The organism is Saccharothrix sp. S26 (assembly GCF_021390395.1).
In the GTDB taxonomy this organism is placed as follows: Bacteria; Actinomycetota; Actinomycetes; order Mycobacteriales; family Pseudonocardiaceae; genus Actinosynnema.
Genome location: NZ_JAJUWT010000014.1, coordinates 192,312 through 211,284, shown reverse-complemented (window position 1 = coordinate 211,284; position 18,973 = coordinate 192,312). Strand labels below are relative to the sequence as shown.

General features: G+C 72.4%; 20 protein-coding genes. 14 read left to right on the top strand and 6 right to left on the bottom strand.

The genetic code is table 11. The features are described 5' to 3' along the window. Positions 1–29 precede the first annotated feature (29 nt). From LZG04_RS23835 to LZG04_RS23825, 3 genes are read left to right on the top strand one after another with little or no spacing between them, the layout of a single operon-like run. Positions 30–1,127 carry a Re/Si-specific NAD(P)(+) transhydrogenase subunit alpha gene (locus LZG04_RS23835; RefSeq protein ID WP_233820254.1) on the top strand — a complete coding sequence of 366 codons (1,098 nt, stop codon included), beginning with the start codon at positions 30–32 and terminating at the stop codon, positions 1,125–1,127. Further along, entirely contained in the window at positions 1,085–1,447 is a 363-nt protein-coding gene (locus LZG04_RS23830; RefSeq protein ID WP_233820425.1) for an NAD(P) transhydrogenase subunit alpha, read from the top strand. The genes LZG04_RS23835 and LZG04_RS23830 overlap by 43 nt, the downstream gene beginning before the upstream one ends. After that, positions 1,444–2,811 (top strand): NAD(P)(+) transhydrogenase (Re/Si-specific) subunit beta, encoded by a 1,368-nt coding sequence (locus tag LZG04_RS23825; protein ID WP_233820245.1) that lies wholly within the window; start codon positions 1,444–1,446, stop codon positions 2,809–2,811. Before LZG04_RS23830 ends, LZG04_RS23825 begins: the two co-directional genes overlap by 4 nt. On the opposite strand, the gene LZG04_RS23820 is transcribed toward LZG04_RS23825, so the two are convergent. From LZG04_RS23820 to LZG04_RS23810, 3 genes are read right to left on the bottom strand one after another with little or no spacing between them, the layout of a single operon-like run. Further along, positions 2,808–4,862 (bottom strand): EAL domain-containing protein, encoded by a 2,055-nt coding sequence (locus LZG04_RS23820; RefSeq protein ID WP_233820241.1) that lies wholly within the window; start codon positions 4,860–4,862, stop codon positions 2,808–2,810. The genes LZG04_RS23825 and LZG04_RS23820 overlap by 4 nt on opposite strands. Continuing rightward, entirely contained in the window at positions 4,859–5,665 is an 807-nt protein-coding gene (locus LZG04_RS23815; RefSeq protein ID WP_233820240.1) for an SAM-dependent methyltransferase, read from the bottom strand. The genes LZG04_RS23820 and LZG04_RS23815 overlap by 4 nt, the downstream gene beginning before the upstream one ends. Further along, positions 5,650–7,002 (bottom strand): MFS transporter, encoded by a 1,353-nt coding sequence (locus LZG04_RS23810; RefSeq protein WP_233820239.1) that lies wholly within the window; start codon positions 7,000–7,002, stop codon positions 5,650–5,652. Before LZG04_RS23810 ends, LZG04_RS23815 begins: the two co-directional genes overlap by 16 nt. A 53-nt stretch (positions 7,003–7,055) precedes the next feature. On the opposite strand from LZG04_RS23810, the gene LZG04_RS23805 reads away from it, so the two are divergent. The 6 genes from LZG04_RS23805 to LZG04_RS23785 all read left to right on the top strand — a co-directional run bounded on the left by LZG04_RS23805 (position 7,056) and on the right by LZG04_RS23785 (position 9,936). Next, entirely contained in the window at positions 7,056–7,493 is a 438-nt protein-coding gene (locus LZG04_RS23805) for a MarR family winged helix-turn-helix transcriptional regulator (RefSeq protein ID WP_233820238.1), read from the top strand. Beyond that, a complete protein-coding gene (locus LZG04_RS23800; RefSeq protein WP_233820237.1) occupies positions 7,483–7,836 on the top strand; it encodes a CrcB family protein in 354 nt (117 codons plus the stop codon). The genes LZG04_RS23805 and LZG04_RS23800 overlap by 11 nt, the downstream gene beginning before the upstream one ends. Then, positions 7,833–8,165 (top strand): fluoride efflux transporter CrcB, encoded by a 333-nt coding sequence (gene crcB, locus LZG04_RS23795; RefSeq protein WP_233820236.1) that lies wholly within the window; start codon positions 7,833–7,835, stop codon positions 8,163–8,165. The genes LZG04_RS23800 and crcB overlap by 4 nt, the downstream gene beginning before the upstream one ends. Before the next feature lie 318 nt (positions 8,166–8,483). Further along, complete coding sequence (locus LZG04_RS43065) at positions 8,484–8,762, top strand: hypothetical protein (RefSeq protein WP_374202863.1); 279 nt, start codon at positions 8,484–8,486, stop codon at positions 8,760–8,762. A gap of 29 nt (positions 8,763–8,791) precedes the next feature. Beyond that, the gene (locus tag LZG04_RS43060; protein ID WP_374202862.1) at positions 8,792–9,238 is read left to right on the top strand and encodes an ice-binding family protein; all 447 of its coding nucleotides are present in this window, start codon (positions 8,792–8,794) and stop codon (positions 9,236–9,238) included. Continuing rightward, entirely contained in the window at positions 9,232–9,936 is a 705-nt protein-coding gene (locus LZG04_RS23785; RefSeq protein WP_233820235.1) for a hypothetical protein, read from the top strand. Before LZG04_RS43060 ends, LZG04_RS23785 begins: the two co-directional genes overlap by 7 nt. A gap of 68 nt (positions 9,937–10,004) precedes the next feature. Here the strand turns inward: LZG04_RS23785 and LZG04_RS23780 are convergent, their stop codons facing one another. Further along, positions 10,005–12,254, bottom strand: a complete 2,250-nt coding sequence (locus tag LZG04_RS23780) for a UvrD-helicase domain-containing protein (RefSeq protein ID WP_374202861.1) — start codon at positions 12,252–12,254, stop codon at positions 10,005–10,007. A gap of 227 nt (positions 12,255–12,481) precedes the next feature. Continuing rightward, entirely contained in the window at positions 12,482–13,321 is an 840-nt protein-coding gene (locus LZG04_RS23775; RefSeq protein ID WP_233820233.1) for an SGNH/GDSL hydrolase family protein, read from the bottom strand. 225 nt (positions 13,322–13,546) lie between these two features. On the opposite strand from LZG04_RS23775, the gene LZG04_RS23770 reads away from it, so the two are divergent. The 4 genes from LZG04_RS23770 (at position 13,547) to LZG04_RS23755 (ending at position 16,924) form a co-directional block, all read left to right on the top strand. After that, positions 13,547–14,233 carry a hypothetical protein gene (locus LZG04_RS23770; protein WP_233820230.1) on the top strand — a complete coding sequence of 229 codons (687 nt, stop codon included), beginning with the start codon at positions 13,547–13,549 and terminating at the stop codon, positions 14,231–14,233. A gap of 218 nt (positions 14,234–14,451) precedes the next feature. Next, positions 14,452–15,018 (top strand): TetR/AcrR family transcriptional regulator, encoded by a 567-nt coding sequence (locus tag LZG04_RS23765; protein WP_233820228.1) that lies wholly within the window; start codon positions 14,452–14,454, stop codon positions 15,016–15,018. A 54-nt stretch (positions 15,019–15,072) separates the two neighbouring features. Further along, on the top strand, positions 15,073–16,434 hold the full coding sequence (locus LZG04_RS23760) for an NAD(P)/FAD-dependent oxidoreductase (protein WP_374202868.1): 1,362 nt from the start codon (positions 15,073–15,075) through the stop codon (positions 16,432–16,434). A 118-nt stretch (positions 16,435–16,552) separates the two neighbouring features. Then, positions 16,553–16,924 carry a hypothetical protein gene (locus tag LZG04_RS23755; RefSeq protein ID WP_233820224.1) on the top strand — a complete coding sequence of 124 codons (372 nt, stop codon included), beginning with the start codon at positions 16,553–16,555 and terminating at the stop codon, positions 16,922–16,924. Positions 16,925–16,959: 35 nt separating this feature from the next. Here the strand turns inward: LZG04_RS23755 and LZG04_RS23750 are convergent, their stop codons facing one another. Then, complete coding sequence (locus LZG04_RS23750; protein WP_233820222.1) at positions 16,960–18,207, bottom strand: hypothetical protein; 1,248 nt, start codon at positions 18,205–18,207, stop codon at positions 16,960–16,962. 440 nt (positions 18,208–18,647) lie between these two features. Here LZG04_RS23750 and LZG04_RS23745 point away from each other — a divergent pair, with 440 nt between their 5' ends. Then, positions 18,648–18,878 (top strand): hypothetical protein, encoded by a 231-nt coding sequence (locus LZG04_RS23745; RefSeq protein WP_233820220.1) that lies wholly within the window; start codon positions 18,648–18,650, stop codon positions 18,876–18,878. The last annotated feature ends 95 nt before the right edge of the window (positions 18,879–18,973 follow it).

The following is an 18,973-nucleotide window of genomic DNA, read 5'->3' as shown; positions in this document are numbered from 1 at the left end:
TCACCTTCAGCGGTCTAGGGTGACTCTCCGTGAGAGTGGGCATACCCGCCGAGGCGCGGCCCGCCGAGCGCCGCGTAGCCGGTCTACCGGAAACGGTGACCACGCTGATCGGTGCCGGACTCACGGTGGACGTGCAAGCCGGAGCGGGCAGACACGCCCACGCCTCCGACGACGCCTACCGCGCAGCCGGTGCGAACGTCATCGCCGACCACCCGGCCGGGCGATCCGACGTGATCGTCTCCGTCCAACCACCGACACCCGAGCAGGCCGCCGCCCTGCGCGAGGGCGACATCACGATCAGCTTCCTGCAACCCGCCGGCGAACCCGAGCTCATCGAGGTGCTCAAGGCCAACAAGGTGACCGCGTTCAGCCTCGACCTGCTGCCGAGGGTCACCAGGGCGCAGTCCGCCGACGCCCTCTCGTCGCAGGCGCTGGTGGCGGGCTACCGCGCGGTGATGGAGGCGGCCGCCCGGCTGCCCAGGTTCCTGCCCATGTTCACCACGGCGGCGGGCACGATCCCGCCCGCCAAGGTGCTCGTCCTCGGCGCGGGCGTGGCCGGGTTGCAGGCCATCGCCACGGCCCGCCGCCTCGGCGCGGTGGTCGAGGCGTACGACGTGCGCGCCGCCGCCAAGGAGGAGGTCAAGAGCCTCGGCGCGCGGTTCCTCGAACTGGACCTGGAGACGCAGCAGGGCGTGTACGCCCAGGCTCAGTCGGAGACGTTCCTGGAACGCCAGCGCGAGCTGATCGCCGACCGGGTCGCCGCCTCCGACGTGGTGATCTCCACCGCCGTCGTCCCGGGCCGCAAGGCGCCCGTGCTGGTCACCCACGACATGCTCAAGGCGATGGCGCCCGGCTCGGTGGTGGTCGACCTGGCCGCCGAGTCCGGCGGCAACGTCACCGCCAGCAGCCCCGGCGAACAGACCTGGGTCGGCGACGTGCTGGTCTACGGCGCGAAGAACATGCCCAGCAGCATGCCCGTGCACGCCAGCAGGCTCTACGCGCGCAACGTGGCCAACCTCCTGCTGATGATGACCGAGGACGGCCGGGTCGTCCCCGACCTCACCGACGAGGTGCTGGCCGGGTGCTGCCTCACGCACGCGGGCGAGCTGACGAGGGAGCTGCCGTGATCGACCTGTTGACGATCTTCGTGCTGGCCGTGTTCGTCGGCTTCGAGGTCGTGTCGAAGGTGTCCACGATCCTGCACACGCCGCTGATGTCCGGCGCGAACGCGATCCACGGCGTGATCCTGGTCGGCGCGATCCTCATCACCGGCCGCGCCGAGCACGCGCTGGAGATCGCGCTCGGCCTGGCCGCGGTCTTCCTGGCCACGGTCAACGTGGTCGGCGGGTTCGTGGTGACCGACCGGATGCTGGAGATGTTCAAGGGCCACAAGGCGGGCAAGCCGGTGAAGAGCGCGACCAACGGGCACAGGGAGGTGGGGGAGTGAGCCCCACCTGGGTCCAGCTCGCGTACCTGGTCGCCGCGCTGTGCTTCGTGCTGGCGCTCAAGGGCCTGAGCACGCCGAGGCACGCCCGCGCGGGCAACCTGCTCGGCGCGGCGGGCATGGCGCTGGCCGTCGTCACGGCCTACGTCCACGGCGCGGTCCACAACGGACTGCTGATCGCGCTCGCCGTGGCGGCGGGCGTGGCCGTGGGCATCCCGGCCGCGCGGTCGGTGAAGATGACCGCCATCCCGCAGATGGTCGCGCTGTTCAACGGCGTGGGCGGCGCGGCGGCGGCGCTGGTGGCGTTGACCGAGTTCCTGGCCGTGCCGCACGGCTCGGTGCTGTTCCAGGCCGCCACCGCGCTCACCGTGCTGATCGGCTCGGTCAGCTTCTCCGGCAGCGTGGTCACGTTCCTCAAGCTCCAGGAGGTCATGACCACCCGGCCCGTGCTGCTGCCCGCGGGCCGGCTGCTGGGCATCGGCGTGGCGGTGGCGTGCGCGGTGCTCGCGCTGGCGGTGGTTCTGACCGGGAACAGCGTGCTGCTGGTGCTGCTGGCGCTGGCGGGCCTCGCGCTGGGCGTGCTGTTCGTGCTGCCCGTGGGCGGCGCGGACGTGCCGATCGCGATCTCGCTGCTCAACGCGTTCACCGGCCTGGCCGTGGCCGCGTCCGGCTACGTGCTGGCGAACACGCTGCTGATCGTCTCCGGCACGCTCGTCGGCGCGTCCGGCACGATCCTGACCCGGCTGATGGCCCAGGCCATGGGCCGGCCGCTGACCAACATCCTGTTCGGCGCGTTCCAGACGACCGCGGCGACCGCCCGGACGGACGAGCAGCGCACCGTGCGCGCCGGGACGGTCGAGGACGTGGCGATCATGCTCGGCTACGCCCACTCGGTGCTGGTCGTCCCCGGCTACGGCCTCGCCGTGGCGCAGGGCCAGCACGCGGCGCGCGAGCTGGCGCAGGTGTTGGAGCAGCGCGGCGTCACCGTCCACTACGGCATCCACCCGGTCGCGGGCCGGATGCCGGGCCACATGAACGTGCTGCTGGCCGAGGCGGACGTGCCGTACGAGCACCTCAAGGAGCTCGACGACGTCAACCCCGGCATCGGCAGCGTCGACGTGGTGCTCGTGGTCGGCGCCAACGACGTGGTGAACCCGGGCGCGCGGGACGAGCCGAGCAGCCCGATCTACGGCATGCCGATCTTCGACGTGGACCGGGCGAGGGCCGTGGTGTTCATGAAGCGCTCGATGCGACCCGGTTTCGCGGGCGTGGACAACAGCCTGCTCTACCACCCCAAGACCACCATGCTGTTCGGCGACGCCAAGGAGTCGCTGACCAAGCTGCTGGCCGCGGTCAAGCAGGTCTAGGTGCCGGACAGCTCGTAGGACGGCACGGCGGGCGCGAGGTGGTCGCCGAACGCGGCGTCCACCTCGACGCCGGCCCACCACGCGGCCTGGTGCTCGGTCGACAGGTCCGGCACCAGCACCGCCACGCCGGAGGACCGGATCAGGGCGACCATCCGCTCGACCGCGGTGTGCAGCAACGACTCGGGCCGCTCCGCGAGCCGCCGCACCACCGACGGGTCGAGCACCAGCGCGTCCACCGGCAGCTCGTCGAGCAGCGCCAGCTCGGCCTGCCCGCCGTTGAACCGGGTCAGCCCGGTGGCGATCCCGTTGTCCCGCAACACCTGCGCGTTGTCCTCGCCCACGCCGTCGAGCATGGCCCGGGTGTCCAGGAAGATCCGCAGCCGCGACGCGGGCAACCCGGTCTCCTCCACGGTGCGCTTCACCGTGCGGACCAGGTCCTCGTCGCGGGACTGCATCGGCGACAGCTCGAAGTACAGGTGCCCGAACGACTCGGGCACCGCGTCGGCCGCGGCCTCGCGCAGCGCCCACTGGCCCAGCGCCAGCGACAGCCCGGTCTCCTCGGCCAGCTCCACGCACTCGTCGTGCCCGACCTCGTCCCACCGCAGCCGGGCCACGTGCCCGAGCACGCGGCCGCCGGCCAGGTCGACCACGGGCTGGTACTCGACCTCCAGCTCCCGTTCGGCCAGCGCGCCGGGCATCCGCGCGGCCCGCGCCTGCCGGTGCCGCACCTGCTGGTCGACGTGCTTGTCGTAGGTCTGCCACTGCCGCTTGCCACCGGCCTTGGCCCGGCGCAGGGTGGCGTCACCCGCGCGCAGGATCTCCGCGACGTCCCACCCGGCGGGCGGCCGGTCGACCACGCCGATGGTCGCCGACAGCGCCACGCCGTTGTCCATCGGCTGGAGCAGCGCCTCGTTGATCCGGTCGACCATGGCGGGCACGCTCGGCGTGGCCGGCGAGTTGTCCACCACGATGGCGAACTCGTCGCCGCCCATCCGCGCGACCAGCGCGTCCTGGTCGGCCACCGCGGCTTCGAGCCGGCGGCCGACCTCGGTGAGCAGCCGGTCGCCGACCGCGTGCCCCAGGCCGTTGTTCACCAGCGAGAACGCGTCCAGTCCCAGGTGGTAGAGCGTGATCCCGGCGCGGGACGTGCCGTGCAGTGCCTCCAGCCGGGTGGCGAAGCGCTGCCGGTTGGACAGGCCGGTGAGCGAGTCGTGCAGCAGCTGGAAGTCGAGGTTCTTCTGCAACAGGTGCAGCTCGCTGACGTCCTCGACCATGGTCACGTGGTAGGCGGGGTCGCCGTCCGCGTCGCGCAGCAACGACACCGCCAGGTGCACCCACACCGGCTCGCCGTCCTCGCGCAGCAGCCGCCGCTGCTCGCGGATGCGGGCCACCCGGCCCTCGCCGACCGCCCGGTACGAGCGGGTCATCGCCTCGGCGTCCGCCGGGTCGAACAGCTCGACCAGCCGCCGACCGGTCAGCTCGCCGCGGTCGCGGCCGGTCATCTCGGCCAGCGCCCGGTTCACCTCGACGCACCGGCCGAGCAGGTCGGTGATCGCGATGCCGAACGCGGAGGAGTCGAACACCTCGCGGAACCTGGCCTCGCTGACCTTGAGCACGCGTTCGGCGCGCAGCTTGGCCGCCATCAGGGCGCGCTTGATCTCCTCCTGCTGGTCGAACGCGTCGAGCCGCATCGCGGTGGCGAAGCCGGCGCTCACGCTGCCGAGGATGGCGACGACCTTCTCCGCCAACCGCGGCACGTCCCGCAACTCCGGGCTGAACAGCAGCGCGTGCCCGAGCACGCCCACCGTGCGCTGCAACGTGTCCGGGCCGGTGAAGTGGGCCTGGACCAGCCGGTGGCCGACCACGTCGACCGGGTCGACGGCGAACGGCTCGGCCTGCACCGCGTCGGCGATCACGTCCACGAGGTCGAGCAGGAACAGCTCGATCTCGAGCGGGGACATCGGCACGTACGCGGTGGGGTACACCGCGCGCATCCACTCGCGTGCGATGTCCTGCCGCCGCGTCCTGGCGGGTGGCGACACGTCGTTCACGCCTTGCGCCCCACCCCGGCGAAGATCCCCGCCCGGTCGGCGTCCTCCTCGAGGGCGCCTTGCTCGGGCCGCCACCACGGCAGCGGCACCACGCCGGGCTCGACCAGCTCGAAGCCGTCGAACAGGGCGGTGATCTCCGCGTGGGTGCGCGGGAACATCGGGTTCGCGCTGTCGCGCATGACCTCCACGACACCGGACATCTCCTCCGGTTGCAGGTCGGAGGTGAACTGGGACAGCGCGAGGTGGCTGCCGGGCGGCACGGCGTCGCGGTAGGCCGCGACCACGCCGGCCGGGTCGCGTTCGGGCGGCACGAAGTGGAACACACCCACGGTGAGCACGCCGACCGGCTCGGCGAAGTCGATCAGGCCCGTGGCGCGCACGCCCGCGAGCACCGCGTCCGGGTCGGTCATGTCCTCTTGCAGGATGGTGGACCGCTCGTCGTCCGCCAGGATCATCCGGCTGTGCGCCACGGCGACGTCTTCGTAGTCGACGTACACCACGCGTGACTCGGGCGCGGCCTTCTGGGCGATCTCGTGCACGTTGCCGACGGTCGGGATGCCGGAGCCCAGGTCGAGGAACTGCCGCACGCCCGCGTCGACCAGGTGCAGCACGGCCCGGCGCAGGAACGCGCGGTTGAGGCGGGCGATCGTGCGGGCGTTGGGCTGGGCGCGGAGGAACTTCTCCGCGAGCTCGCGGTCGGCCGCGAAGTTGTGCCCGCCGCCGAGCAGGTAGTCGTAGAGGCGCGCGGCGCTGGGCAGTCCGGTGTCGACGTCGTCGGGGACCCAGCTCAGCCGTTCCGCCACCGCTTCCTCACCCGTGTGTGTGCCAGCCCGAGCCCTTCGCCCCACCGGGGCGAGGTTACTGATCCGGCGGGACCAGGGGGCAGGGGACGGGGACGCTTGTCCCCGATCGGCGTACAAACGGTGAGCAAAGCGATCACGGTGAGTGCTCCGAATGCCACGCTCGGTCCCCAGTGCGCGTGGACGAACAGCGGGACGGCGACCCCGAACGCGGTGCCGATTGCCCGCGCCAGGTTCACCAGGCCGCCACCCGATCCGGCGTCACCTCGGGGGAGCGCGCCGAGCACGGCCGCGTTGTTGGCCGGGATGAACAGGCCGAGTCCGATCCCCAGCGCGACCAGGGCGACCGGGCCGACCTGCCAGGCGAGGACCGCACAGGCCACTGTGGACAGCGCCGCCCCGGTCCGGGGCGCCTTCCACGGCGACGCCGCACCCAGCGCGAAGCCCGCCGGCAAGGCGGTGAGCAGCAGGCCGGTCGCGAGCGGGCCGCGGTCGGACGTGAACGGCACCAGCACCAGCGGCCCGAACAGCACCAGGTAGCCGCACGTCGCGCCGAGCAGGCCGCCCTTGACCCGGCGCACCAGCGGTTCGCGCCACGCGTAGCCGGCGCCCGCGGGCAGCGCGAGCAGCAGCAGCCACGGGCTCGCACCCGACAGCACCAGCAGCAGCGCGGTGGTGGCCGTGGCGAGCAGCACGACGGCGAGCCCGTCGACCGGACCGGCGCCGCGCTCGCGCGTGCGCGGCAACAGGAAGTGGCCCGCGACCAGGGCGAGCACGCCCACCGGCGCGTTGACCAGGAACACCCACTGCCAGCCGAACGCCTCGACCAGCAGCCCGCCGACCGTCGGGCCCAGCGCCAGCCCCAACGCCTGCGCGGTGGCCTGCACGCCCAGCGCCCGGCGCATCCGCTCCCGCGGCACGGCCGCCACCACCAGCGCCACGCTGTTGGCCTGCAACATCGCCGCGCCCAGCGCCTGCACCACGCGGAACGCGATCAGCACGTCCAGGCTCGGCGCCAGCGCGCACGCCACCGACGCGCCGGTGAACACCACGAACCCGTACAGGTAGACGAGCTTGCGCCCGCGCCGGTCCGACCACTTGCCGATCGGCGCGACGAACGCGGCCAGCGTCAACAGGTAGGCCAGCGACACCCATTCCGGTGATCCGCCGAAGTCGTCCCGCAATGCGGGCAGCGCGAGTGTGACGACGCTCGCGTCGAACTGCCCCAGGAAGGCGCCCAGGCACACCGTCGCGACGGCCAGCCAGGGCGCGCCGCCCCAGGTGGCGACCCGCCGCGGCCGGGGGGACTCCGCGACGAACCAGTGCAACGAGCGATTCATCGCCACCAGAGTATCTCGGTGTCCGACATATCGCGAGCCAGTACCATTCGCGCATGTCAGACGAGGCACGCTCGCTCACCGACGTGGTCACGAGGCTCCGCCGGGCACTGCGCACGAGCATCCGGTCGGAATGGCCGTGGGACTCCCTGCCGATGGCGCAGGTCGAGTTGCTCCAGACGCTCGCCGAGCGTCCTCCGATGCGCGTGGGCGACCTCGCGGCCGAGTTGCGGCTGGCGCCGAACACGGTCAGCGGACTCGTCGGCCAGCTCATCGAGAACGGCCTGGTGGAACGCGCGGGTGACCCCACCGACCGGCGCGTGGCCCGGCTTTCCGTGACGCCGCAAGGCCACGAGCAGCTCGCCGTGTGGCAGTCCGCGCACGAGAAGCGCATCGGCTCGGCGCTGGACAAGCTCGACCCGGGCGAGCGCGCCGACGTGGTGCGCGCCCTGGCCGCCCTGGACCACCTGGTGGACCACCTGCGTGCGCACTGAGGCCCGGACCGTCGCGGTCGTGGCGCTGGGCGGCGGGATCGGCGGTCTGGCCCGGTACGGCCTGACCGCGGTCGCGCCCGGCCCGTGGGCCACGCTCCTGGTCAACGTCGTCGGCTGCGCGTTGATCGGCGTGCTGATGGTCCTGGTGCCGCGCCTGCACCCGCTGGCGCGGCCGTTCCTCGGCATCGGCGTGCTGGGCGGCTTCACCACGTTCTCGGGCTACGCGCTGGACGCGGTGCGGCTCGGCGGCCTCACCGCGTTCGCGTACCTGCTCGCCACGCTGGTGCTGGCGCTGGGCGCGACCTTCGCCGCCATGGCCGTGACCCGCAAGGTGGCGCCGTGACCGCGCTGCTGGTCTTCGTCGGCGCGGCGGTGGGCGCGACCCTGCGGTACGCGGCCGGTCGGCTGGTGCGGCGGACGTTCCCCTGGGCCACGCTCGCGGTCAACGTCGTCGGCTCGTTCGTGCTCGGCTGCGTCGCGGGCGCGTCACCGGACCTGGTCGCGCTGGTCGGGACGGGCCTGTGCGGCGGCCTCACGACCTACAGCACGTTCAGCTACGAGACGGTCCGGCTGACCGAGGACGGCCGCTACCGGCAGGCGTTCGCCAACGTCGCCGCGAGCCTGACCGCCGGCGTGGCCGCCGCCGCCCTCGGCTACGCGCTCGCTCGATGACAGGAAGGTCGTCGTTCACCCGGGAAGTCGCGCCGCCCGGCTGAGCACGTCTTCAAGCCAACGGAACCTGGACAGACACCTCGTTCGGGTGGTCATTCGCACCGTCAGGTGGAAACGGCGGCTCCGCGTGGCGGGCTCCGGGGCCCGCCCATAACGTCTCCCGACAGTGATCGGGGCGGTAAGCCGGTCGATCTTCAGTCCACTGTGGACTGGCCAAGTGGGTCACGCGTCCGTGCCCACGCAGCAGACCCGGACCGCCCGAGCGCACCGGCCGAGTCGTACCGGCCCGGTCGACCGATCGACGGGAAGGCGATACGGATGGACGGCAATCCGGTGAGGGCGGTCTTCGGGGAGACCTGGCACCGCCGCTGGGTCGCGGCAGTGGCGCTCGGTGCGATGGTGAGCACCGTGACCTTGATCGCCGCGTTGGCGAGACCACCGGCGGCGCACGCGGTCGAGGCGCCCGTCGAGCTCGGCGTGGCGGAGAGCTTCTCGGTGCTGGGCGGTCAGTCGGTCACGAACACCGGCGAGACCGTGCTGAGCGGAGACCTCGGCGTGAGTCCCGGCACTTCCATCACAGGCTTCCCCCGGGCGTAGTCAATGGGACCACGCACCAGACCGATGCGGTGGCGGCTCAAGCACAAGCCGACCTGACAGTCGCGTATGACGACGCCGCGGGACGGGCCCCCACCGGGCAGGCGCTACCCGCGGACCTCGTCGGGCTGACGCTGGTAGGCGGCGTGTACCGGGCATCCGGGGCCACCGAGCTGAACGGGACGCTCACCCTCGACGGCCAGGGCGACCCGAACACGGTCTGGATCTTCCAGATCCCCTCGACCTTGATCACCGGCTCGGCGAGCGTCGTCAGCCTGATCAACGGCGCCAGGGCGTGCAACGTCTTCTGGCAGGTGGGCAGTTCCGCGACGCTCGGCACGAACTCCGACTTCGTCGGCACGATCATGGCGTTGACGTCGATCACGGTGAACACGGGTGCGGACGTCCAGGGACGCGCACTGGCGCGCAACGGCTCGGTCACCCTGGACGACAACACGTTCACCACGGACGTGTGCTAGCCCGTTCCGACGACCACCACCACGACGACGGACACGACGACCACGACGCCGACGACGACCACGACGACAGACACGACGACCACCACGCCGACGACCACCACCACGACGACGGACACGACGACTACGACGCCGACGACGACCACGACGACCACCACGCCGACGACGACCACGACGACGGACACGACGACCACCACGCCGACGACGACCACAACGACCACCGCGCCGACTACGACCACCACGACGACGACCGCGCCGACCACGACGACGACGGGTACGACGACCACGACGACGACCACGGCACCGACCACTACGACGACGACGGGTACGACGACTACGACGACCGGCACGACGACGACCGCGCCGACCACGACGACGACGGGTTCCACGACCACGGCACCGACGACCACGACGACAGGCGCGACCACCACGACGACGGGCGCACCCACCAGCACGACGACCACTGGCTCCCCGACGACCACCACGACGACGAGCGGTGTCGGGGTGCCCGGTACGACTCCCCACCCGGGAGGCCCGGTGCCACCGGGGCACGTTCCACACCACCCGAGCGAACTCGCCGACACCGGGTCGACCACCCCGCTCGGCCTGCTGGTGAGCGTCGGAGCGCTGTTCCTGGCGCTGGGCGCGGCGCTCATCGGCGTCGGACGTCAGCGAGCGCGGTGGAACAAGTAGCGGTATGAGGCGGTGAGGGCCCGGTCGGTGCCGCGCAAGCGCACCGACCGGGGCGCCCCGCTCACCGCCCAACCGATCACGCGGTAGCCAACCGGCCCAGCACCTCCGGCAGGTCGCCGGCGTGCACGACACCCAGCCGCTGGGTGGCCCGGGTCAGCGCCACGTACAGGTCGCTGGCCCCGCGCGGCGACTCGGCCAGGATGCCCGCCGGGTCGACCACCAGCACCGAGTCGAACTCCAGGCCCTTGGCGTCGGTCACGCCGAGCACGACCACCTGCGCGTCGAGGTCGTCCGAAGCACCCGGCACGGTCTCGCGCAGCGACGCCACCGACGCGGCGGGCACGATCACGGCCAGCTTGCCGTCCCCGATCGCGGCGACCTCCTTGTCCACCAGCGACGGCAGCGCCTCGGGCACCGAAGGCACCCGCAGGCTCCACGGCTCGAAACCGCTGTCGCGCACCGATGTCGGCGGCACCAGGTCCGGGTCGACCGACTTCAGCACGTCCGCCGCCACGGCCATGATCTCCGACGGCGTCCGGTAGTTCACCGTCAGCTCGGTCAGCTTCCAGCGGTCCATGACGTAGGGCGACAGCACCTCGTGCCAGGACGACGCGCCCGCGATGTCGCCGGTCTGCGCGATGTCGCCCACCACGGTCATCGACTTCGACGGGCAGCGGCGCATCAGCGTCCGCCACGCCATCGGCGACAGCTCCTGCGCCTCGTCCACGATGACGTGCCCGAACGTCCACGTGCGGTCCGCCGCCGCGCGCTCGGCCGCCGTCTCGTAGCGCTCCGCGCCGTGCCGCTCGGCCAGCCGGTAGGCGTCGACCAGGTCGGTCGCCATCAGGATGTCCGGGTCGGCGTCGTCCTCCAGGTCGAGGATGTCCAGCACGCCCTGGGCGTAGTCGATCGCCTGCCGCCGCTGCCGCTCGGCCCGCGCCTTGGCCTCGGTGTCGTCCTCGCCGAGCAGCTCAGCCGCCTCGTCCAGCAGCGGCACGTCGGCGGGCGTCCACTCCGAGCCGCGCGGGCGCACCAGCAGCTCGCGCTCGGCGGGCGTGAACTTCGGCGTGGCCTTGGCGATCAGCTTCGGCGACGCGTACAGGTCCTCCAGCAGCCGCTGCGGCGTCAACGTCGGCCACAGCTTCTCGATCGCGGCCTGCACGGCGGGGTCCTCGCGCAGCTCGCGCCGGATGTCGTCGATGTCGGCCTGGTCGAGCAGGTGCCTGCCGAGCCGGGCCACCGCCTGCGAGGCCAGCGTGGAGATGATCTCGCGCTGGAACGTGCGCCGCGCCTCGTTGTGCGGTCGCCGGGTCCGCCGCGCCCGGCCGCGCGCGTCGCTGATCGCCCGCCGGTCCAGCCGCAGCACGTCCTGGTCGAACGGGACCTCGACCAGGCTCGGCGCCTCCTGCCGGTCGCGGATCGCGTGCGCCACCACGTCGGCCATCTCGATGCGGCCCTTGAGCGCGGCCACCTCGGCGGGCTCGCGGCCCACGGCGGTGAGGCCGGGGAACAGCTCGCCCACGGTCGACAGCAGCACGCCCGTCTCACCCAGCGACGGCAGCACCTGCCCGATGTAGCGCAGGAACGTCGAGTTGGGCCCGACCACCAGCACGCCGCGCTTGGCCAGCTGCCGCCGGTGCGTGTAGAGCAGGTAGGCGGCGCGGTGCAGCGCGACCGCGGTCTTGCCCGTGCCCGGACCGCCCTGCACGACGACCACGCCGTTCAGCTCGGTGCGGATGATCTTGTCCTGCTCGGCCTGGATGGTCGCGACGATGTCGCCCATCTGGCCGGTGCGGCTCGCGTTCACCGCGGCCAGCAGGGTGGCCTCGCCGGTCAGGCCCTCGGACGGGCGGTTCGGGTCGACCGAGTTGATGTCCAGCAGCTCGTCGTCGAAGCCGACGACCTTGCGCTGCTTGGTGCGCAGGTGCCTGCGCCTGCGCACGCCGTCCGGCGCGGCGGCGGTGGCCAGGTAGAACGGGCGGGCGGCGGGCGCGCGCCAGTCCATCAGCAGCGGCTCGTACTCCTTGTCCTCGTCGAACAAGCCGATCCGGCCGATGTAGAACCGTTCGTCGGTGTGGAAGTCGAGCCGGCCGAAGCACAGCCCGTTCTCCACCGCGCTGTACTGCGCCAACTGGTCGGAGTACATGGCCACCGAGGTGTCCCGCTCGGACCGCATCTGGTGCGTCCCGCCGGTTTGCCGCAGGGCGCCGGCCAGGCGCTTCGAGCTCTGTTCGCGGAGGTCGTCCAGCCTGCCGTACAGCATCGACACGTATTCCTGCTCCGACTCGGTTTCCGCGAGCCGGAGGTCATCGGAGGGGCTTGACAACGTGCCTCATTTCTGGATAGCGTGGTATATCAGCCTGTGTCGCAATGCGGCTGACGGTTTCTTGCGGGCTTGCAGACCTGCGCACCGTCCGGCGCAGAACGTCTAATCTACTACACGTTCTTGGCGCCCGTGCCGGAAAACCCCGCCCCGCTGCCCGACCCCGTGACGTGCGAAGGCCGCCATCGAGCGGGTGCTCGACGGCGGCCTGGTCGCCCGGTGCCCCGGCGCTACAACCGACCGGCGACGATCGCGCCGATGGCCGCCATGCCGTCCGCGTTCGGGTGCAGCGGCGCGGCCGGCCCGGTCGCCACCACCCCTTCGAACCACCTGCTCCGCGCCGGCGCGCACGCGTCACGGCCCACGCTGGGCGGCGCGATGTCGACGAACTGCGCCCCGTGCGCGGCCGCCTCGCGGGCGAACACCTCGTTCAACCGGTGCACGGCGCCCTGGAGGTAGTCCGCGTCACGGCCCCAGACCGGCTGGTCCGGGTAGCAGCCGCCCGGGCGGATGTAGGTGCCGTAGCCGACGACCACGACCCGTGCCGAGGGCGCGCGGGCGGCGATCAGGTCCAGCGCGGCGGCGAACTCGGCGGCGTAGGCGTCGACCCGCTCGGCCAGCTCGTCCCGCCCGTTCGCGGTGAGCCGGTCGCGGCACGACGTGCCCGCGGGCTCCGGCAGCAGGTTCACGCAGCCCAGCGCCGCCTCCACGAAGCCGACGTCGTTGCCGCCGATGGTGAGCGTGACCAGGTCGGTCGACGGGCTCAGCGCCTGCGCCTGCGGCTCGTGCGTCCCCTTGACGGTCGCCTGCGCCGAGGTGAGGTTTTCCGTGACGGCGCCCGAGCACGTGACGTCGGTGAGCCGGGCCCCGATCAGCTCGGCCAGCACGGACGGCCAGTTGCGCGTGGAGCGCAGGCAGCCCGGGTCGACCGGGTCCTGCTGGGGGATGAGCGGGCCCGCGGCGGCCGAGTCGCCCAGCGCGACGTACTCGACGTCCGGCTCGGCGGTCGCCGCGCCGGTGCCCCAGGTGATCGACAGCACCGCCAGCAGTGCCGGTAGCAGCCTGCGCACGAGCGCCTCCTCTCGGTGATCGGGTCGTGTCCGCTCGACATGATGTGGCCTGCGCGGGCCCGGTGCGCCGGTGAGCGCGGGTAGATCACCCAGGAGGGGTGGCGGCGGCGTGCCCGGGGTCGCCGGCACGCGGCGTGAGGGCCCCACCACCCGATGAGCGGCTCTACGAAGGCACGCGGGTGAAACCGGCTCACGGGCCATGATCACTCCGGCACGCTGGGGCGTGTGAAGGAGAAGCGCCGGGAGTTGGCCAGGCTGTGCCGCATCGCGGTCGACCGGCCGAGGTGGCAGCTCGGGTTCGCGGCGGTCGTGTCGACGTGGTCGCTGGCGTGGGTGGTGGGGCAGCCCTTCGGCGCGCCGAGCCCGCTGGAGGTGCTGCCGGTGCGCTGGGCGGGCCTGCCGACGGGGTGGCTGGACGCGACGCGGGCGTGGTTCGACGGCCGCACGGCTTTCCTGGCCGCGGCGGGCGGCCTGCTGTGGGCGATGACGAGCCCCGGCAGGCAGGTCTCGGCGCTGGTCGGCTGGCTCGCGGTGATGGCGGCGGCCGAGGACGTCGGCTACGTCGCGGTGCGCTGGGCGTTGGTGGCGCTCGCGGTGTTCCTGGCGGTGATGGGGTTGGTGTCGCTGACCGGGCGGCGGGCGTTCGTGGTCGACCGGGTGGCGGTCATTCCGAAGGACGTGGCCCGCGCCGGCGCGACCGCGGTGGCGCTGTCGGCGGTGGTGCCGCTGCTCGCGCCGGGGCTGCTGCTGGCCCGGCTGGTCGGCCCCTACGTGACTCGGCCACCGCGCCGCCGGCCGGGGACGCCGATCGTCGGCGGGGCTTGCACCGAACGGCCCCGGTCGGTCGGCGGGACCGGCGGCACACCCGGTGAACTGCCGAAACCGGTCCCGGCGCAGCGCGGATCGCGATGAGGGGTGTGCGGCGATTTCAGTGAGGGTATCCAAATAGTTTTGCACCCCAACAATCCGAACACGAAAGCTGAGCCCACCTCACATCACATTCCGGAATCGTCTGTTTGGGCTTACCGGTCCGTATCCATCAAGATGTGCCCGTGCCAGAAAATCCCGCCGAAAACCGCTTAGCCAGGGTGATGCGTCGTCAGCCCGTTCAGCAGCGCGGCGCCGCGACGGTGTCCGCGATTGTCGATGCCTGCGCGACGCTGCTGAACGACTACGACTACGACGACATCACCACCGCCCGGATCGTCGAGCTAGCCGGCGTGCCAATTGGATCGTTCTACCAATACTTCCCGGACAAGCGCTCGGTGGTGCACGCGTTGGCGCTGCGCGGCATGGAGGAGTACCTGAGCCGGGTCGAAGCGCTGTTCACCGAGGGCCGGCTCGCCGACGACTGGCGCCAGGCGGTCCAACAGGTCGTCGGCGTCTACCTGCGGATGCTGGTCGAGATACCCGGTTTCGGCCGGGTGCGGTTCAGCGACCTGCTCGACGGCCACCGCCTCGACTCCTCCGTCGACCAGTACGAGCTGATGGCCGAACGGTTGCGCGACCTGTTCCTGGGTCGCTTCGCGGTGCGCGGCGACGCGCCGGTCACGTTGACGTTCCGGATGGCCGCCCAGACCGCCGACGCGATGTTCAAGTTGGCCGAACGGGTGGAGCCGGACGAGCGCCCGGTGGTGCTGCGCACCGCCGACGGCGTGATCTTGAGGATGCTGTCCGGGGTGTTCGACCCCGCGTGACTTGCCGCGCCGGTCCAGGTGGTGTGGGGTGGACCGGTGAGCGACGACTTCGACGTGATCGTGATCGGCGGCGGCCCGGTGGGCGAGAACGCCGCCGCCCGGACCGCCGCCGGTGGGCTGCGGACCGCGTTGGTGGAAGCCGAACGCGTCGGCGGTGAGTGCTCGTACTGGGCGTGCATGCCGAGCAAGGCGTTGCTGCGCCCCGGCCACGCGCTCGCCGCCGCCCGCCGGGTGCCGGGCGTGCCGGTCGGGGCGCGCCTGGACCCGGTGGAGGTGCTGAAGCGGCGCAACAGCTTCACCTCCGACTGGGACGACTCGGGCCAGGTCGAGTGGGCCGAGGGCGCGGGGCTGACCGTCGTGCGCGGGCGCGGCAGGCTGGCCGGCGAGCGCCGGGTCGACGTGGACGGCCGGGTGCTGACCGCGACCAAGGCGGTCGTGGTGTGCACGGGCAGCGTGCCGCGCATCCCGTCGCTGCCCGGCCTGTCGGACGTGCCGTACTGGACGTCCCGCGAGGCGACCTCCGCGCAGGAGGTGCCCGAGTCGTTGGTGGTGCTCGGCGGTGGCGTGGTCGGCGTGGAGATGGCGCAGGCGTGGGCCCGGCTGGGCTCCGACGTCACGCTCGTCGTCTCCGGCGAGCGGCCGTTGCCGAAGTTCGAGGCGTTCGCGGGCGACCTGGTCGCCGAGGGGTTGCGGGAGGACCGGGTCCGGTTGGTCACCGGGGCGAAGGCCGTCGGCGTGTCCGGTTCGGACGGACGCGTCGAGCTGCGGTTGTCCGACGGGTCGTCGGTCGGCGGCGCGCACCTGCTGATCACGACCGGCCGGCAGCCGGCGACGTTCGACCTCGGCGTGGAGCGGTTCGGCTTCACGGCGGGCAAGGCGCTCGACGTCGACGACACCGGCCGGGTGTCCGGAGTGGACTGGCTGTACGCGGCGGGTGACGTCACCGGTCGCGCGTTGCTGACCCACCAGGGCAAGTACGCCGCACGGGCGGTCGGCACGGCGATCGTCACCGGTGCCACCGACCCGCGACCGTGGACCGCCCCGGTCGCGACGGCGGACCACACCGCCGTGCCGCAGGTCGTCTTCACCGACCCCGAGGTGGCGTCGGTCGGGTGGACCGAGGCGCAGGCCCGTGAGGCGGGGCTGGACATCCGGGTCGTCGACCTCGACATCGCGGTGGCCGGGTCGTCGCTGCACGCGGACGGGTACCGGGGCAAGGCGCGGATGATCGTGGACGAGGGCAGGCGCACGCTCGTCGGCGTCACGTTCGCGGGCCCGGACGTGGCCGAGCTGATCCACGCGGCGACGATCGCGATCGTCGGCGAGGTGACCGTGGACCGGTTGTGGCACGCCGTTCCGGCGTACCCCACCATCAGTGAGGTGTGGTTGAGGCTGCTCGAGGCCTATGGTCTCTGACGCTGCGTAGACCGCGCGTCAGCCCATCGTGCACACTTTCCACCGAGTGCCGTACCAGTGGTGGGGCCATAAAGACTCTTAACCGCAAAATGCGGCTTCAGCTCATTACACTGCCGGTGTGACCAGGGGAACAGTGGCTCTCGCGATCGGCGCGGTGGTGTGGTGCGCCTTCGTGATCGCGTCCACGTTCCTGCCCGGCGGGCCTTCCTGGCCACCGGTCGCGGTGCACCTGCCGGGGTTCCTGGTCGTGCCGGTCGTGCTACACACGTTGTTCCGGGCGCGTTCGCACGCGTTGCTCTGCCTGGCGCACGTGCCGAAATGGGTGATGTTCACCGGATTCGCGATCGCGGTCGGCGGGTGGTTGTTCTCCTTCGGGGCGATCACGGGCAAACCGGGCACCGAGACGTTGTGCGCGGTGGCCGGGTTGGTGATCGTGCTGCACGTGGCGTTCGGGTTGATCGGCGTCGGGATGGTGCGCGCCGGACGGTGACGATCCCGGCGCGCGTCGGTGCCGTCGGCGGTCGGCTACTGCTGCGAGGCGGGCAGGCGCAGGGCCTGGTCGGTGAGCTCGGCCAGCGCCGGGTCGGCCGGGTCCCGCTCGCCCTCGGCCCACACCACCTGCGTGATGCGGACCTGCGCGCCCTTCGCCGAGACGTCGATGGCCGACCGGTCGAACGACGCCGGGCCGCCCGGCCACGTCCGACCTTCGGCGACCAGCGGGGTGACGCCGCCCGCGCCCGCCACGGAAGCGATCGCGTGCAGCTCGCCCGCCCTCGTCGCGTCGGGCAGGCTCAGCTCGGCGATCGCGACACCGGCCCTGCGACCGTCCACAGTGGTCTCGTACTGGGCGCGCCGCAGCTGCATGCAGACGTGCTGCGACAGCCACACCTGCACGTCGCCGAACGCATGGCCGGCGCAGTCGTCGGTGCGGTCCGCGCCGCGGGGCGTGAAGCTGCGGCCGTCCACGACGACGGTGGTCGGTTGCGGGGTCGGGCTGGGTGAGGTGGAGCTGTCGGCGGAGTCGCTCGGGCTCAGCGAGATCACCAGGGCGACGATCAGCAGCACGGCGACGACCACGCCACCCACGTAGGGCAGCAGTTGCCGCTTGGTCGGCGGCGGGGCGATCTTCGGCAGCAGCATCGTGCTCGCCGACGCCAGGTCGGCCGCGGTGTCGGAGAAGCCCTCGGCGACCAGGTGCGGTCGGGCGGGCGGCGCGCCGGTCGGCGCGAGCACGGCGACCAGCTTGGCGGCGTGCTCGGCCGAGCACGGCCGGTCGCTGGTGGCCAGCTCCCGTGCGGCGGCCAGCAGCGAGGTCGGCTTGGGGTGCAGGACGCGCACGCCGCGGTTGAGGTCCACGGTCGGCTGCACGACCTGGCCGACGTACGGGCCGACCGCCACGACGGTGGTCACCGGCAGCGGCTCGCCGCGCATGTCCTGGATGCGCCGGGCGACGGCGGTGGCGGCCGCGAGCGCCTCGGCGGCCGGGCTCGTCGCGCCGTCCGGGCGGGTCAGCGGCCAGCCGTCGATCTTCCACTGCCCGTTGAGCGGTGCCTCCAGCCGCATGGCCGGGTCGGGCAGGTCCACGCCGACGACCACGAGCACGCCTCGGGGCAGCACGATGACCGCGTCCAGCTCGCGGGGGCAGTCCGGCGGGCGCACCCCGAGCAGCGCGACACCGCCGAGCACGGCGTCGCCGACGCCCCACGTGCTCAACGCGGCGCGCACGTCGGCGCCCACCGCGGACGGCTCGGTCCCGAGTCGGATCAGCCGCACGGGATCACCACAAGGTCGCGCTGGTCGGCGTTCCACACGGTCGGACACGGTAGCGCCGCCGGGTCGCGGTCTGCCGCGCGCATCGCGGGTCATGACAGCGCGTGACGACCATCACCTGAGCGGGCGTGAGTTGTGGTGGGGGTGGTTGCCCCTGCCTTGGAGGTTCGTCCGTGCTGCGCAAAGCCGCCCTGCTCGCGGCGGGCACGCCGGCACTGTCCGCGGCGGTCGTCCCGCCCGCCTCGGCCGGTCCACTCGCACCCGTCTGGATGTTGCTCGCCGGTCAGTTGTCCGGCGGTGTGCCCGCAGGTGCGGGAGTCCGGGCTCGCCCGGATCACCGCACGCGGGATGATGCACGTCGAGGCGAACCAGCGCGAACGGGCTGGTGCCCGACGGCAGCGGCGTCACGGTCGCGGTGATCTCCACCGGCGCGGTGCTGAACTGTGTGCTGGAGAACCACCGCGTGCGGCGCGGGCGGGCCGACGTCGGTGCGCCCACCGATCAAGGTGGTCGACAACTCCTGCGGGCCGTCCGGCGTGGTGATCTGCGCCACCGGGTCGCAGCCGCGCAACCGGCTGGGGTTGCTGGACGTGGACGTTCAACACGATCAGCGGCACGTCCGTGGCGGCACCGCACGTCACCGGCACAAGGTGGCGGTGGTCGGCGCGATGTGATCATCGGTTGGTGATCGTGGGTCGGTGATCGGGAGGTGGTCGGGTGGTGATCGGTGATGATCGCGGTCGGCTCCCGGGTGATCTCGGAAAGTGAC